Raw genomic sequence first — 14,738 nt, 5'->3', positions numbered from 1 at the left:
CCCGGCGCGGCCCGCTTGGCGCTCAGAAAGCCGCGTCCCCAGCGCCGGCGCAGGCGAGCGGACGCGCTCACCAGCGCTGACGCCCACGGCGCCCTCGCGAGCGCGCGCGCCGCGCCAGCGAGAGCAGCAGGAGCAGCGCGGCCCACGGCGCGGGCGCCGAGCGCGACGCGCCGACGACGCACCCGCACCCCCCGCCGCTGGAGGGATCCGCGCCGTCTCCGCCGGCCGAGCCGCTCGACGCTCCCGCCTCGCCGCCCGCGCCGCCGGTGTCGACCGCGCACTCGCCCGCCACGCAGACGCCTCCCCGGCACGGCGTGCCGTCCGGCTTGGCCGCGCGGTCGCACGCGCCCGTCGCCGGATCACACGAGCCCGCATAGCGGCAGTCGATCTCCGCGCACGAGACCGGGCTGCTGCCCTCGCAGACGCCGCCGCGGCACGCGTCCTCCTGCGTGCACGCGTCGCCGTCGTCGCACCCCGACCCGTCCGGCAGCGGCGCGCTGGCGCACCGGCCCGTCTCCGCGTCGCACTCGCCCGGCGCGTGGCACGCCGGCGGCGGCGGGCACTCGACCGACGCCCCCGCCACGCACGCGCCCCCGACGCACGCCTCGCCCTCGGTGCAGCCGTCGCCGTCGTCGCACGCCGCGCCGTCGGGGCGCTGCGTGGCGATGCACTCCCCCGTCGCCGGCTCGCACGCCGCCTCGTGGCACGTGTCGGGCGCCGCGCAGACCACAGGCGTCCCGGCGCACGCGCCCGCCTTGCACACGTCGGCCTGCGTACACGCCTGCCCGTCGTCGCACGAAGGGCCCGTGAGCGCGGCGCACCGGCCGTCCTGCGCTGCGCCCGCCGCGACCGAGCACGCGTCGCACGGCCCGCCGTCGCAGGCCGCGTCGCAGCACACGCCGTCGACGCAGTGCCCCGCCGTGCAGTCCGATCCCGACGCGCACGCGGATCCGAGCGCCACGCCGTAGATCGCCGTGATCGCCATGGCGCCCTCGGACCGTGAGGGCCTGGAGCCGCCGGTCAGGAGGACACGCTGATCCAGGAGCAGCGTCGCCGTGTGGTTCGCGCGATTCGAAGGCAGGCCCCCCGCTCCCGACACCGAATCGCCCGTCACCGGATCGAACAGCGTCACCGACCACTCGTGTAGGGGGGGTCCGCCGCTCAGGCTCATGGCATACCCGCCCACAAGGAGGACTTTGCCGTTGGGGAGCAGCGTCGCAGTGTGCTCCCCGATGCCTCGGAAGAAGCTCAATCCCGGCAGCGTCCACGTGTTCGTCTCGGGCTCGTACACCTCGGCCGGGATGTAGCGCGCCTGGTTCGAGCCCTCGCCCACCTGCGTGCCGCCGACCAGCAACACGTCGCCGTCCGGCAGCAGCGTCGCCGTGTGATGGTCGTGGAATGCCGCCGTGATCACCGGCGGCGACCAGCGGTCCGTGGTCGGATCGTAGACCTCCGAGTCGTCCCCTCCCACGACGAGCACCCGCCCGTCGTTCAGGCGCACCGCGGCATGGCCGCTCCGCGCGCGGGCCAGCGGGGCCCGGGGGGCCCAGGTGTTCGAGGCCGGATCATAACGCTCGGCGGTCGCCACTGGGGAGTCGCCGACCCTGCCGCCCGTCACGAAGAGCGTGCCGTCCTCGAGCAAGGTCGCGGTATGACGAGCTCTGCTGGCAGCCGGCGGCGCGGCGACGCTCCAGGTGTTCGTGGCCGGGTGGTAGAGCTCGGCCGTCGCCCCGCCCACCACGAGCACGTCGCCGCCCGGGAGCAGCGTGGCCGTGTGGTCGGCGCGCGCGGCGCTCATCGGCGCTGCCGGCAGCCAGAGCCCGCTCGCGGGCTGAAAGAGCTCGGCGCTCGCCAGGGCGTCGCTCGAGTCGTTGCGACCGCCGACGACAAGGACGCGGCCGTCCGGCAGCAGCGTCGCGGTGTGGTCCTCGCGCGGCTGGCTCATGGGCAGCGAAGCCACCCATGCCGGGTCGATGAGCAGCGCCTCGCCCGCGTCGGCGACGTCGGCGAAGAGCTCCACGGCCCGGCCCGCGGTGCGCAACGCAACGCGCACAGGACGGCCGGACGACGAGAACGCCGCCGGCGCGCTCATGATCAGCCGCGGCACGCCGGTGGCGTCGTGCCATGCGATGGACTCGCCGTCCTGCCGGGGCGACGCACCGTCGACCTCCCATGAGGCGATCGGCCGCCCGGGCGCTGCGACCCCCGGCTCGACGAGGAGCCACTCCTCGACGCCGGTGCTCGTGGCGACCCAGAACGACGCGCCGCCGTCGCGCGGATAACGCACCGCGGCCCCCTCGCGCACCCCCTCGCCGCGGAGGCCGGACTCGCGAACGTGCAGGGTGATCCCCTCGGGCAGATCGAGGCGGATCGTCTCCGCGCCGATCCGCCGAGGCAGCTGGGCGCCGAGCACGCCGGACGCTCGCCCGGGCAGGGCCAGGGCCTGCACGAAGCCCTCGGCGGACTCTTGGAAGCCTCGAGGGCTCTCGAGCACGAGCGTCGCCTGCTCGGGGAACCTGGAGCGCAGCGCCTCGCCGCTGCTCGTGCTGGCGGCGCCGCCGCCCTCCGAGCACCCGAGCAGCGCGACGAGCCAAGCGAGATGTGGAGACGCGGAGCGAACCAGCTTCATCGTGACATCACCCCCTTTGCCGTTCACGAGCATCCGTTCCGGTGGCGCGCCCGTTTCGCTCTCGCGAGCGCGCGCGCCGCGCCAGCGAGAGCAACAGGAGCAGCGCGGCCCAGGGCGCGGGCGCCGAGCGCGACGCGCCGACGACGCACCCGCACCCCCCGCCGCTGGAGGGATCCGCGCCGTCTCCCCCGGCCGAGCCGCTCGACGCTCCCGCCTCGCCGCCCGCGCCGCCGGTGTCGACCGCGCACTCGCCCGCCACGCAGACGCCTCCCCCGCACGGCGTGCCGTCCGGCTTGGCCGCGCGGTCGCACGCGCCCGTCGCCGGATCACACGATCCCGCATAGCGGCAGTCGATCTCGCCGCACGAGACCGGGCTGCCGCCCTCGCAGACGCCGCTGCGGCACGCGTCCTCCTGCGTGCACGCGTCGCCGTCGTCGCACCCCGACCCGTCCGGCAGCGGTGCGCTGGCGCACCGGCCCGTCTCCGCGTCGCACTCGCCCGGCGCATGGCACGCCGGCGGCGGCGGGCACTCGACCGACACCCCCGCCACGCACGCGCCCCCGACGCACGCCTCGCCCTCGGTGCAGCCGTCGCCGTCGTCGCACGCCGCGCCGTCGGGGCGCTGCGTGGCGATGCACTCCCCCGTCGCCGGCTCGCACGCCGCCTCGTGGCACGTGTCGGGCGCCGCGCAGACCACCGGCGTCCCGGCGCACGCGCCCGCCTTGCACACGTCGGCCTGCGTACACGCCTGCCCGTCGTCGCACGAAGGGCCCGTGAGCGCCTCGCACCGGCCGTCCTGCGATGCGCCCGCCGCGACCGAGCACGCGTCGCACGGCCCGCCGTCGCAGGCCGCGTCGCAGCACACGCCGTCGACGCAGTGCCCCGCCGTGCAGTCCGCGCCCGACGCGCACGCGGCCCCGAGCGCCACGCCGTAGATCGACGTCGTCGCCATGGCGCCATCGAGCCTCGCGGGGCTGTGGCCGCCCGTCAGGAGGACCCGCTGATCGAGGAGAAGCGTCGCCGTGTGCGCTGCTCGATCCACGATCGTGGTCCCCCCTCCGGAGACCTCATCGTTCGTCACCGGATCGAACAGCGTCGGCGGTCCCACGGGACGCGGACGGCCATCGCCCAGGGAGATGCTGAATCCACCGGCGATAAGGACTCTGCCGCTCGGCAGCACCGTCGCGGTATGGCTCGCGATTCCTCCGAAGAAGCTCAGTCCCGGCGCCATCCACCCGCGCGTCTCGGGCTCGTACACCTCGACGAGAGAGGTGCGCATGCCGCCCGTAAAGTCGGTCACCTGAGTGCCGCCGACGATCAGCACCTTGCCGTTCGGCATCAGGGTCGCCGTGAGATGGTCGTGAAGGCCCGCCGTGATCACCGGCGGCGACCAGGCGTCCGCCTCCGGGTCGTAGACCGCCGAGTCGTCCCCTCCCACGACGAGCACCCGCCCGTCGTTCAAGCGCACCGCGGCGTGGCCGCTCCGCGCGCGGGCCATCGAGGCCCGGGGGGTCCAGGTGTTCGAGGCCGGATCGTAGCGCTCGGTGGTCGCCGCCGGAGAGCCGCCGACCAGGCCGCCCGTCACGAAGAGCGTGCCGTCCTCGAGCAAGGTCGCGGCGTGAAAAGCCCTGCTGGCAGCCGGCGGCGCGGTGACGCTCCAGGTGTTCGTGGCCGGGTGGTAGAGCTCGGCCGTCGCCCCGCCCACCACGAGCACGTCGCCGCTCGGGAGCAGCGTGGCCGTGTGGTCGGCGCGCGCGGCGCTCATCGGCGCTGCCGGCAGCCAGATCCCGCTCGCGGGCTGAAAGAGCTCGGCGCTCGCCAGGGCGGCGCTCGACGTGCCACGACCGCCGGCGACCAGGACGCGTCCATCGGGCAGCAACGTCGCGGTGTGCTCCTCCCGCGCCTGGTTCATGGGCAGCGCGGCCACCCATTCCGGGTCGATGAGCAGCGCGTCGCCAGCGTCGCCAGCGTCGGCGAAGAGCTCCACGGCCCGGCCCGCGGTGCGCAGCGCGACACGCACAGGACGGCCGGACGACGAGAACGCCGCCGGCGCGCTCATGATCAGCCGCGGCACGCCGGCCGCGTCGTGCCAGGTGATGGACTCGCCCTGCTGCCGGGGCGACGCACCGTCCACCTCCCACGAGGCGATCGGCCGCCCAGGCGCTGCGACCCCCGGCTCGACGAGGAGCCACTCCTCGACGCCGGCGCTCGTGGCGACCCAGAACGACGCGCCGCCGTCGCGCGGATAACGCACCGCAGCCCCCTCGCGCACCCCCTCGCCGCGGAGGCCGGACTCGCGAACATGCAGGGTGATCCCCTCCGGCAGCTCCAGGCGGATCGTCTCCGCGCCGATCCGCCGAGGCAGCTGGGCGACGACCGTGCCGCGCGCATCCCCGAGGACAGCCATCCCCGGCGCGAAGCCCTCGGCGGTTTCACGAAAACCCCGGACGCCATCGAGCACACGCGCCGTCTGCTCGGGGAACCGGAGGCGCAGCGCGCCAGGATCGAGCGCGCTCGCCGGCCCATCATCGGCCGAACAGCCGTACGCGCCCATCAGCACCGATGAGAGCAGGACGAGCTGACCACGGTGTCTTCTCATGACGCCTCCGGGCCCCTGGTCGTCATCACGAAAGGAGCGGCCATGGTCTTCGCTCGCGTCGCCTGCGCCGGCGGCGCGCCGCGACCAGGAGCACCGCCAAGGCGGCCGCGGCACCGCGGTGACCGTGGCCTCGCGCGAGACGGCAGCCGCACCCTCCGCCTGACGACTCCTCACCTGGACCGGCGCCGGCGCCCGTGGTGCCGACCGGGTCCACGGAGGGAGGAAGGCACTGCCCGCCCACGCACTCGCCTCCCGGACACGACGCGCCGTCGGGCAGCGATCGGAGCGCGGAGCACTGGCCCGAGGCCGGGTCGCAGGTGCTCTCGCGCTGGCAAGGGCCGGCGACGGGGCAGCGCACGGCGACGCCGGCGCACACGCCCGTGCGGCACGCGTCCCGCAGCGTGCAGGCGTCGCCGTCGTCGCAGCCGGTGCCGTCGGGCGCAGACGTGAACGCGCACGTCCCCTGCGCCGGATCGCACCGCGCGCCGGGCTGGCAGGTGCTCGGCTCACAGGCGACCGGATCCTCGCCGACGCACGCGCCGCCCACGCAGCGGTCGACCTGCGTGCAGGCGTCCTCGTCGTCGCAGGGCGTCTCGTCGGGCAGCGCGGGATAAACGCAGCCCTCCGTCGGCTCGCACGTAGCGGGCTCGCGGCACGGGCCTGGCGGAGGACAGGTCACCTGCGCGCCGGGCGCACACGCCCCCGCCGCGCAGGTGTCGCCCGCCGTGCACGCATCGCCGTCGTCGCAGGGCGTGCCGGACAGCGCCGCGCAGGTGCCGTCGGCGGCCGCGCCGCGCGCCACGGTGCACGCGCCGCACCCGCCCGCGCACGCGGTGTTGCAGCAGACCCCGTCGACGCAGTGGCCGCTCACGCACGCGGCGGCGCTCGCGCACGGCGCGCCGAGCCCCGCGCCGACGCCGTAGATCTCGGCGCTCGCAAGCGCCTCCCCCGCGGCCCCGTCCCCCCCCGCAACGAGCACGCGGCCGTCGACGAGCAGGGTCGCGGTGTGACCCCGGCGGGCCGCGCTGAGCGGCGGCATGTCGGTCCAGCGGTTCGTCGCGGGGCTGTAGAGCTCCACGGCCGCCGTGCCGCCCCCCACGACGAGCACCTCTCCGCCCGAGAGCAGCGTCGCCGTGTGGCCGTTGCGCGCGGTGCGCATCGGCGGCGCGGGCTCCCACGCGTTCCTGGCCGGATCGTAGAGGTCGGCCTCGGCTCCGGCACCGCCGACGACGAGCACCATGCCGTTCAGCAGCGTCGTCGCCGTCGGGTTGAAGGTATGAGGCGAGGGCGCCAGCGGCGTCGCTGTCCACCGATCCGAGACCGGATCGTAGCGCTCGGCGTTCATGCCGGCGGCTCCCACGACGAGCACGTCGCCGTTGTTGAGCAGCGCGGCCGCGTGACTTTCGCGGGAGAGCTCCATGGCGTCCGCGCCCGACCAGCCGGCGCCCGCCGTGTACCGGGCAGCGCTCGACGTGGACTCGGTAAGATAGCTCACGCCGCCCGCGACGAGCACCAGGCCGTCCTGGAGCAGCGTCGCCGTGTGGCTGTAGCGCGGCGACTGCGACGGGCCGTTCGACCAGCTGTTGGTTTTGGGGTTGTAGAGCGCGGACGAGTCGAGCACGGTGTTCGACATCCCGCGGCCCGCGACAACGAGCACCTCGCCGGTGGTCAGCGGCGTGGCGGTGTGACGGGCGCGCGCAGGGCCCATCGGGGCCGCCTGCGTGAAGGTGTTCGTGGCGCTGTCGTAGAGCTCCGCGGAGTTGAGCACGCCGGTCGCGCCATCGCCGCCAGCCAGGAGGACGCGCCCGCTCGGGAGCAAGGTGGCCGTGTGGGCGGAGCGCGCCCGGATCAGGTTCCCCGCCGGGATCCAGGCCGGATCCACGAGCACCGCCCCGGAGCTCGCGCCGAGCCGGAGCGCGATCGACTGCCCGCGGACCTCGAGCCGCGCCTCCACGGGCGCGCCGTCTTCCTGGTAGGCCTCGCCGGCGCTCACCGTCAGCGCGACGGCGCCGCCGCCGTCCAGGCAGTCCACGACGCCCTCGCGCGCGCGCAGCGTGGCCCCCTCGACCTCCCAGGTCGCCACCGGCCCGCCGCCGCGCGCGACCTCCCCGTCGAGCAGCAGCCACTCCTCGTAGCCCGCTGAGCTCGCCGTCCAGAGCGCGGTGCCGCCGGGGCGGGCGTAAGCCACCGCCTGCCCGTGCAGCGCGGCGCGGCCGGAGAGGCCGGCCTCGCGCACGGCGAGCTCGAGCCCGCCCGGGAGCCGCAAGGTGATGGCGTCCTCGCCGCGGTCCGGCAGCGACGCGTCGAAGCCGCCCGGCGTGCGCGCCACGAAGCCGCGAGCGACGGCGTCGCGCGCGAAGCGCTCGTCACCGCCGACGATGGCGGCGGCGTGCTCGGGGAAGAGCGCGCCGAGCTGCTCGGGGCCGGGCGCGGAGCCGCCGTCCCCCGCACACCCGGCGAGGACGAGGAGCGCTGGGGCTCCCGCAGCGGAACAGCGGTAGATGGCGCTGCGCGCGCCCCGCCTCGTCATCCTGTCTACGCTTCTCATCGCATCTCCTCCGGCGCTCCGGAGCGCCGGCGCCGCGCTCACGGCGCGCGGCTCGCGGGGGCGCACCTCGGGTTACGGCTTCGCGATCAGCAGGACGGCTCCGTTCGACTCGTTGACCTCGCCTTCGTTGAGCCAGACCACGTGGAGATCGTCGACCCGGAGCGCCCCCGGCGAGCGCTGGCCCCGCGCGAGCACGGACGGCTCGTCGCCCGACGCGGCCGCCTTGAGCAGCCATTTCACCGCCCCGTCGCCGCGGCTCGTCCAGTACACGCGCGCGCCGTCGACCGCGATGCCGTTCGGAAAGCGCTGTCCTGTCGCGAGCTTCCGCGGCGCCCCCGCGGCCGCCCCGCCCTTGAGGGGGAGCACCATCACGTCGCCCGAGTAGGCGAAGCTCGTCCAGTACACCGCGGTCGCGAGGCCGTCCTTCCCGACGTCGAGGGCTAGGTGTCGAGGGGTCTCCAGCCCCTCCGCGAGCGGCGCCGGAGCCGGCTCCGCCGCGCTCCGCGGCGAGACCATGACGGCGCCGTTGGCGCTGCCGCCGTCGCCCTCGTTGGTCCAGTACACGTACGCTGCGTCGGCCGCGATCCGGTAAGGGTGGCCCTGCTGCTCGGCCACCAAGGCGGGCGCGCCGGCGTCGTCCGAGACGCGGTGGACGACGCCGTCCCCGAACGACGTGAAATGGATGTCGCCCCCGCGCGCCACGACGCCCTCGGGGGTGCTCTGCCCCGACGCGAGCACGCCGGGCGCCGCCTGCGGCGCCTCCAGGTCGAGCCGCAGGACGCGGCCATCGTCCACGCCGAGCCCGCTCTCCGTCCAGACGATCGCGCCCTCGCCGAGCGCGACGTCGCGCGGGCCGGCCTGCGCCGAGGCCAGCGTGACGCGCGGCCCGCCGCTCGTCGGCGCCGCGCGGAGCTCGCCGTCGGCCGCGGTGAGGGAGCCGAGGTTCGTCCAGTAGATCCGCTCGCCGTCGAGCGCGAGGCCGGCCGGGCGCTGCTGCAGCGCCGCGATCGCGACCGGCTCGGAGGTCCCGGGCGGCGCGGCCGCGGGCCCCACCGAGGACCACCTGCCGCACGCGGGGAGCGACTCCGTCTTGAGCGAGCACGCGCCCGTGACCGGCGCGGTCACGACCGCGAGGTTCTCTCCGCTGGCGATGCGATCGCACACTTTCTTGGGCAGCCGGCGGGCCCCCGCGGCGCCGTCCGCGGTCTGCCAGCCGAGCGCGCTCTCCGCGTCGAGCGCGACGAAGCAGCCGGAAGGTCCGCACACCCCATCGCTCTCGGTGGCGAGCGCGAGGTTCACCGAGGCGTCCACGGCGACGGTACACGAGGCTAGGTCGACCTCCGCCCGCGCGCTCTCCTGGAAGCACGCCGCGACGTCGAAGCAGCGCCCTTGCCCGGGCGTCTCGCCCCCGCCGAAGATCTGTCTGGGGTCGTAATCCGGCAGCGACTCCGGCGCGATCTCCTGCGGCACGCAGCCGCCGTTGACGCAGGTCTCGCCGCGCGGGCACCGGCTCGTCACCTCGTCGCCGCCGCCCCCGCCCGCCGCGACCTGGCCGCTGCACAGCCACTGCACCGGTAGCCGCAGCATCGCCGCGCGGTCCGCGGGTACCGAGGTGACCACCTCCCGCAGCACCCGCGGCGTCGCGCCCTGCCACGCCGTGACCCGGAGGGTCGCGGGCCCGGCCGCCCCGTTGCCCTCCACGACGGCGAGCGTCGATGGCAGCTTCAGCCAGGTCGCCGGGTCGCCGAGATCGTAGCTGGTGTCGAACCGGTGCTCCTCGCCCGACAGCACCTCGACGCGGATCCTGTCGATGTCCTTCGGCACCGACATGTCCGTCTGGACGACGACAAGGAGCTCTGGCGGCCCGTCCGCCGACGAGCAAGCGGCGGCGCAGCCGGCGAGGAGCAGCGCGGCCACGCGGCGCGGGCAGGCCGCCGCGCTCACGGCCTCGCTCCGAAGCGGAGCCCCGAGCCATCGTACGAGAGCTCCACGGTCCCCATGATGCCCGGTATCGTCTCCGGCTCCGTGGTCCTGAGCGCGAAGTAGCCACCCACGACCAGCCCAACGACGACCGCGCCGCCGCCGATCAAGAGCCACGTCTTGCCGGAGCCGCCGGGCTGCTCGATCGGCTTCAGGGTCACCGCCAGCCTGCGTGTCTTCTCCTCCTCGATGAAGACGTCGGCCTGGTAGGGGACCTTCCCCTGGGCGGTGACGCGGAGCGTGTGCGCCCCGCGCTTCAGCGCTCCGCTCCAGCGGCCCCGGGAGACCTCGCGCCCGTCGACCGCGATGGCATCGCCGTCGCCGGCCTCGACAAGGAGCCGCCCCTCGAGCGAGATCTCCTTCAGCGACGCGGCGACGCTGATCTCCGTGGCTCCGGCGATCTGCTCGGTGCGCGCGTACTCCTTGAACCCGGGCTTCACGACCCGGATCCTCCGCGCGCCGATATCGACGAGCACGGGGCCGGACAGCGGCGATCTCCCGATCGCCTCGTCGTCGACGAAGATCTCCGCGCCCTCCTGATCGACGGTCACGGTCAGACGGCTGACGAGCTTCTTCACCTCGCCGATGAGCGCGGCCGTGGCCTGCCGCTCCGCGTCCGTGAGCAGGGGGCCGGCCTCGCGTTCGTACCGCTCGAGCAGCGGCAGCAAGCTCGCGTAGCGGCGGAGGCTCTTCTCGCACGCGGCGATGTTCCAGAGCAGCCTCGGGTCGCCGGAGAGCTCGTGAGCGCGCTGGAACTTGATTCGCGCGCCCTTGAAGTCACCATCGTTGTAAAGGAGCTTCCCTGTCTCGTAATCCACCTTGGCCGCCCCGGTGAGCGCCTGGGCCAGCGGGACCCGCGACGGCTGCGCGGCCGGGGCGGGCTGGCCTGGCGGACGCTCTGCGAGCGCTGGCCCGCTGAGCAGGATCAAGGCGCCGGCCAGGGCGCCTCGGAAGCGAGATCTGTGGTTGTCCGGTCGCACGAATCCCTCGGCTCGGGGCGGTAACAGCGGGGTCACTGCAACGGCATGTCGAGCACGCTCCTCGTGGGTGTCGGCGCCGGCCGGGCCGTCGACGTCGGCGCCGGCGTGCGCGCCGAGGCGGTCGGGCGCGGGGTCCCGACGACAGCCGGCTTGCGCGGCTCCTTCGCGGGCTCCGTCGGGGCCGCGGAGGTCGCGGGCGCGGAGGTCGCGGGCGCAGGCGCCGAGGTCGCGGATGCGGGCGCGGTCCCCTCGGGCGATCGCGCGGAGTCCGCCGGGATGGCCGGGCTCGGCGCGTGGGCGGCGGCGGTGGTGTACGCCGAGGCGTCCTGGCCGGCCGCCGCCGACGTCGCGGGCGCCTGAGGATCTGTCGCGGGGCGGAGCGCGTACGCGTGGTAGAGCGCGCCGCCCGCGCCGAGCGCGAGCGCGAGCGCCGCGGTCGCGGCGAGCGGGGCAGCACGGGACTTCCTTGCCGCCTTTGTCGGGCCCGAAGCCCAGGAGCTGTTCGTGATGGGGGTCGGCGCGAGGCCCGCGGCGGCGTCGGTCCCCGGCGTCTGCGCCAGCGACGGCGACGGCTGCGACGGCTGCGAGCTCCCTCCGCCGACGTGCGGCTGCGACGGCTGCGAGCTCCTTCCGCCGACGTGCGGCTGCGACGGCTGCGAGCTCCTTCCGCCGACGTGCGGCTGCGACGGCTGCGAGCTCCTTCCGCCGACGTGCGGCTGCGAGCTCCTTCCGTCGATGTAGGCCGACGGCGTCACCTGCATGCCGAGCACGCGCTCGATCCGCTCCAGCGAGATCGACGCCTGCTGCGGGGGTCCGAAGGGCGCGATCGCCCGCGCGAGCTCGGCGATGTTGGCGAACCTGCGCGCGGGGTCCTTCTCGAGGCACCTGTAGATGGCGCCCTCGAGCGGGAGAAGGAGATCCGTGCGCACCTGAGCGATCGGGTCCGGCGGATCGCCGTTCACCTTGAGGATGAGCTCGCCGAACGTGTCCGATGGAAAGGGGATGCGCGCGGTGAGCAGCTGATAGAGGACCACGCCCATCGACCAGATATCGGAGCGCGCGTCGACGCGGTGCGAGGCGCGCATCTGCTCGGGGGACATGTAAAGCGGAGAGCCGAGGAGCGCGCTGCTCTTCGTGAGCGCGAGCTCTGGCCCGCCGGCCTCGTCGGTGAGCGCCTTGGAGATGCCGAAATCGAGCACCTTGATGGTCTGGGAGCCGTCCGCCGCCCTCGTGAGAAAGAGGTTCGCCGGCTTGATATCGCGGTGGATGATCCCGTGAGCGTGCGCCTCGGCGATGGCCTCGCAGGCCTCCAGGACGTAGCCGACCGCCTGCGCGATCGGCTGCGGGCCCTCTGTCGCGATCACCGCCGCGAGATCGCGGCCATCGAGGTACTCCATCACCATGAAGGGGGCGCCGCTCGGCAGCGTGTCCACGTCGTGGACCCGCGCCGCGTGCTCGCTCCTGATTCGGACGCTGGCGCGCCCCTCCCGCAGGAAGCGCTCGACGGCCTCGGGGGTCGCGCTGGACAGCAGCACCTTGATCGCCACGAGCTGGTGGAGGTGGGTGTGCCGCGCGGCGACGACGAGGCCCATGCCTCCTTGGCCGAGGACCCGCTCGACGCGGTACTTCCCCGCCAGCACGTCGCCTGCTTTCACCGAGAGCTCCATCTTGCCCGTGTGCGTCCGCCGGAGGGCGGCGCCTCCGGCGCATCGTACTGCATCGCACCGCCGGCTGGCGACCGGTGAACTCCGCCCCCCGCCGCGCCCCGATCTCCCGGAGCGCGCCGCCGGCGGCGCTGGGGCTACCTCGCGCTAGAGGAGCGCGAGCGGGGCTCACCTGCGCCGGGCTGACGGCGCCGCCGGGCGGGGTCGCGCCGTGTATCGACGGGAGCGAGGCGCAGCGGTGGCTGGAGCACGCGTCACGCGCCTCCGTACCCGAGGTCTTCTGCTCCGCGGCTCCGTCCCTCCGCTGCTCCGCCCCTCCCCTACTCCGTCCTTCCGTCGCTCCGTTCCACCGCCGCCTTCCGCTCGCTCTCGGGCGCCATGGCGGCGTCGCCACCTTCGATCTCCGGAGGCAGCGGCAGCCGGACGCGGAACGTCGTGCCCTTGCCTGGCTCGCTCTCGACAAGGATCTCGCCGCCGTGCGCCCATACGATCAACCTGCAGACGTAGAGCCCGACGCCGAGCCCGCTGTGCGCCTCCGGTGTCCACCGGAACGGCTCGAAGAGCCTGGCCTGCTGCTCCGGCGTGATGCCGACGCCGCGATCGTGCACGGAGATCACCGCGAAGCCGGCCTGCCGGACGACCGAGAGCGTGATCGGCTGTCCAGCGCCGTGCCGTGATGCGTTCGACAGCAGGTTCGTAATGGCCTGCTCGATGCGCGCATCGTCCCAGTAGCCGAAGACCGACCGGTCGAGCTGGAGCTCCAGGGAACACCCGTCGGCCTCGAGCTGCTCGGTCACCTGCCGGGCGGTCCTGCGGACGATCTCGTTGAGCTCCGTCCTCTCCAGGTTCAACGCGGGCGGGCCGGTCGCGAAGCTCGCGACGACGAACATGTTGTTGATGACCTGCGTGATCCGGGCGAGCTCCCGCGAGGACACCTTCAAGAAGCGGCTGATGTCCTTCGTGCCCAGCGTCACCATGAGCGGCTGGGATCGCGATCGCAGCATGTGCTCGTACAGGAGGCGCAGGCTCGTCAGCGGCGTACGCAGCTCGTGCGAGGCGAACCGCAAGAACTCCTCGCGGATCCGGATGGCCTCCTTGAGCTCCGTCTCCGCGCACTCCAGGCGACGGACACGATCCTCGAGCTCCCGGCGCAGATCCTGCTCGCGACGCACGCCCGTGGCCAGGTCCCTCGCGCGCCGCTGGAGCAGGATCGTCAGGATGAGCGTGGCGAGCACCATCACGCCGCAGGCCGCGAGGACCACGCGGCGCGTGACGACGAACACGCCATAGGCGTCGTCTTTATCGATCTCGGTCGCGAGGCCGAGGTCGAGCTCCTGATCCCACAGCCACGAGCCGACGACCTCGACGCCGCGATAATCGCGGTATCCCTCGACATCGACCCCGGCGATCCCCGCGATGGCGCTGGTCGCCATGCGCGTGAGCGGCTGCTCCGCGCGCGGCAAGAGGCGCCAGGAGCCGTCCGGCGCCTCGCCCCCGGGATCGCGCACCTCCACGTTGAGGCTCGTGCGCTCGCCGGCCGCCAGGATGCCCATGTCGCGGAGGTTCTGGGCGAACCTGAGCTCCGTGACGACGCGACCGTGCCTGTCGAACGCGTAGGTCTCCCCGGCCGCGCCGACCTGTCCGCGATGGGCGATCTGCGTCAGCTCCTTCCCGGGATCGATGCGGAAGGCGAGCGCCGCGATGACCTCCCCTCCCCCGGCGAAGGAGCGCACCGGCGCCGCGACGACGAGGGTGGGGGTGACCCTGCCGAGGACGGGAGACCGCATGGTGAAAGGAGGCCCCATGACGGTCGAGCCCCGCAGGGCCGCGGCGATGGTGTCCGGGTCGTAGGCGCTCAGCGTCTTTGTGGCGAGGAGCTCATCGCGATCCGAGGCGATATGGGCGCCATCCAGCGCGATGACGTCGAAGCCGAGGCACTGCTCCCGCTGAACGACGTTCTCCAGCTCCCGCCGCAGCTCCTGGAGGTGCGGGCTATCGAGGAGCGAGCCATTGTCGCGGTGCAGCTCGACCTGGGCGGCGATCGCGCGCCGTATCCTCGGCTCGCTCGCCCAGAACCCCACGGCGCCCTTCGCCTGCCGCGCCCAGGTCAAGAGCCCCTCGCGCGTCGTCGAGAGCACCGCCTGCAGGGTCGCCGCGATGTTCCTGCGATGGACGTCCTGGATCTGATGGAGGCTCAGGAGCAAGACGACGCCGATCGGCAGCAGCGCCGCCAGAGGCATCCAGTCGAGCCATTCTTTCCTTCGTCGTTCGATTCCCATGAATGACGCAGGCGAGACGCGGGGGGCAGCACCTCACAAACCACGCCACCACCGCGTGT

At 74.3% G+C, this 14,738-nt stretch carries 7 protein-coding genes; all 7 read right to left on the bottom strand.

Annotated features, from left to right (window positions below; translation table 11 throughout):
- Positions 1-67 precede the first annotated feature (67 nt).
- The gene (locus WME90_RS05505) at positions 68-2,629 is read right to left on the bottom strand and encodes a kelch repeat-containing protein (protein ID WP_437280015.1); all 2,562 of its coding nucleotides are present in this window, start codon (positions 2,627-2,629) and stop codon (positions 68-70) included.
- A 7-nt stretch (positions 2,630-2,636) separates the two neighbouring features.
- Positions 2,637-5,228: a kelch repeat-containing protein gene (locus tag WME90_RS05500; protein WP_437280014.1), complete on the bottom strand. Its 2,592-nt coding sequence runs from the start codon at positions 5,226-5,228 to the stop codon at positions 2,637-2,639.
- 25 nt (positions 5,229-5,253) lie between these two features.
- Positions 5,254-7,776 (bottom strand): Kelch repeat-containing protein, encoded by a 2,523-nt coding sequence (locus WME90_RS05495; RefSeq protein WP_437280013.1) that lies wholly within the window; start codon positions 7,774-7,776, stop codon positions 5,254-5,256.
- A 72-nt stretch (positions 7,777-7,848) separates the two neighbouring features.
- Complete coding sequence (locus tag WME90_RS05490) at positions 7,849-9,720, bottom strand: hypothetical protein (protein ID WP_437280012.1); 1,872 nt, start codon at positions 9,718-9,720, stop codon at positions 7,849-7,851.
- Positions 9,717-10,736 carry a PEGA domain-containing protein gene (locus WME90_RS05485; RefSeq protein ID WP_437280011.1) on the bottom strand — a complete coding sequence of 340 codons (1,020 nt, stop codon included), beginning with the start codon at positions 10,734-10,736 and terminating at the stop codon, positions 9,717-9,719. Before WME90_RS05485 ends, WME90_RS05490 begins: the two co-directional genes overlap by 4 nt.
- 32 nt (positions 10,737-10,768) lie before the next feature.
- The gene (locus tag WME90_RS05480) at positions 10,769-12,391 is read right to left on the bottom strand and encodes a protein kinase domain-containing protein (RefSeq protein ID WP_437280010.1); all 1,623 of its coding nucleotides are present in this window, start codon (positions 12,389-12,391) and stop codon (positions 10,769-10,771) included.
- Positions 12,392-12,720: 329 nt separating this feature from the next.
- Positions 12,721-14,640: a sensor histidine kinase gene (locus WME90_RS05475; RefSeq protein ID WP_437280009.1), complete on the bottom strand. Its 1,920-nt coding sequence runs from the start codon at positions 14,638-14,640 to the stop codon at positions 12,721-12,723.
- Positions 14,641-14,738 lie beyond the last annotated feature (98 nt).

Origin of the sequence: Sorangium sp. So ce375, assembly GCF_051473855.1 — a bacterium.
Lineage (GTDB): Bacteria > Myxococcota_A > Polyangia > Polyangiales > Polyangiaceae > Sorangium.
The sequence above is the reverse complement of the archived record's forward strand: the minus strand, read 5'-3'. Positions and strand labels throughout refer to the sequence as shown.

What these genes read in the sequence shown, in the direction of transcription:
- WME90_RS05505 (WP_437280015.1), bottom strand. Translation starts at nt 2,629, where the DNA reads ATGAAGCTGGTTCGCTCCGCGTCTCCACATCTCGCTTGGCTCGTCGCG.
- WME90_RS05500 (WP_437280014.1), bottom strand. Translation starts at nt 5,228, where the DNA reads ATGAGAAGACACCGTGGTCAGCTCGTCCTGCTCTCATCGGTGCTGATG.
- WME90_RS05495 (WP_437280013.1), bottom strand. Translation starts at nt 7,776, where the DNA reads ATGAGAAGCGTAGACAGGATGACGAGGCGGGGCGCGCGCAGCGCCATC.
- WME90_RS05475 (WP_437280009.1), bottom strand. Translation starts at nt 14,640, where the DNA reads ATGCCTCTGGCGGCGCTGCTGCCGATCGGCGTCGTCTTGCTCCTGAGC.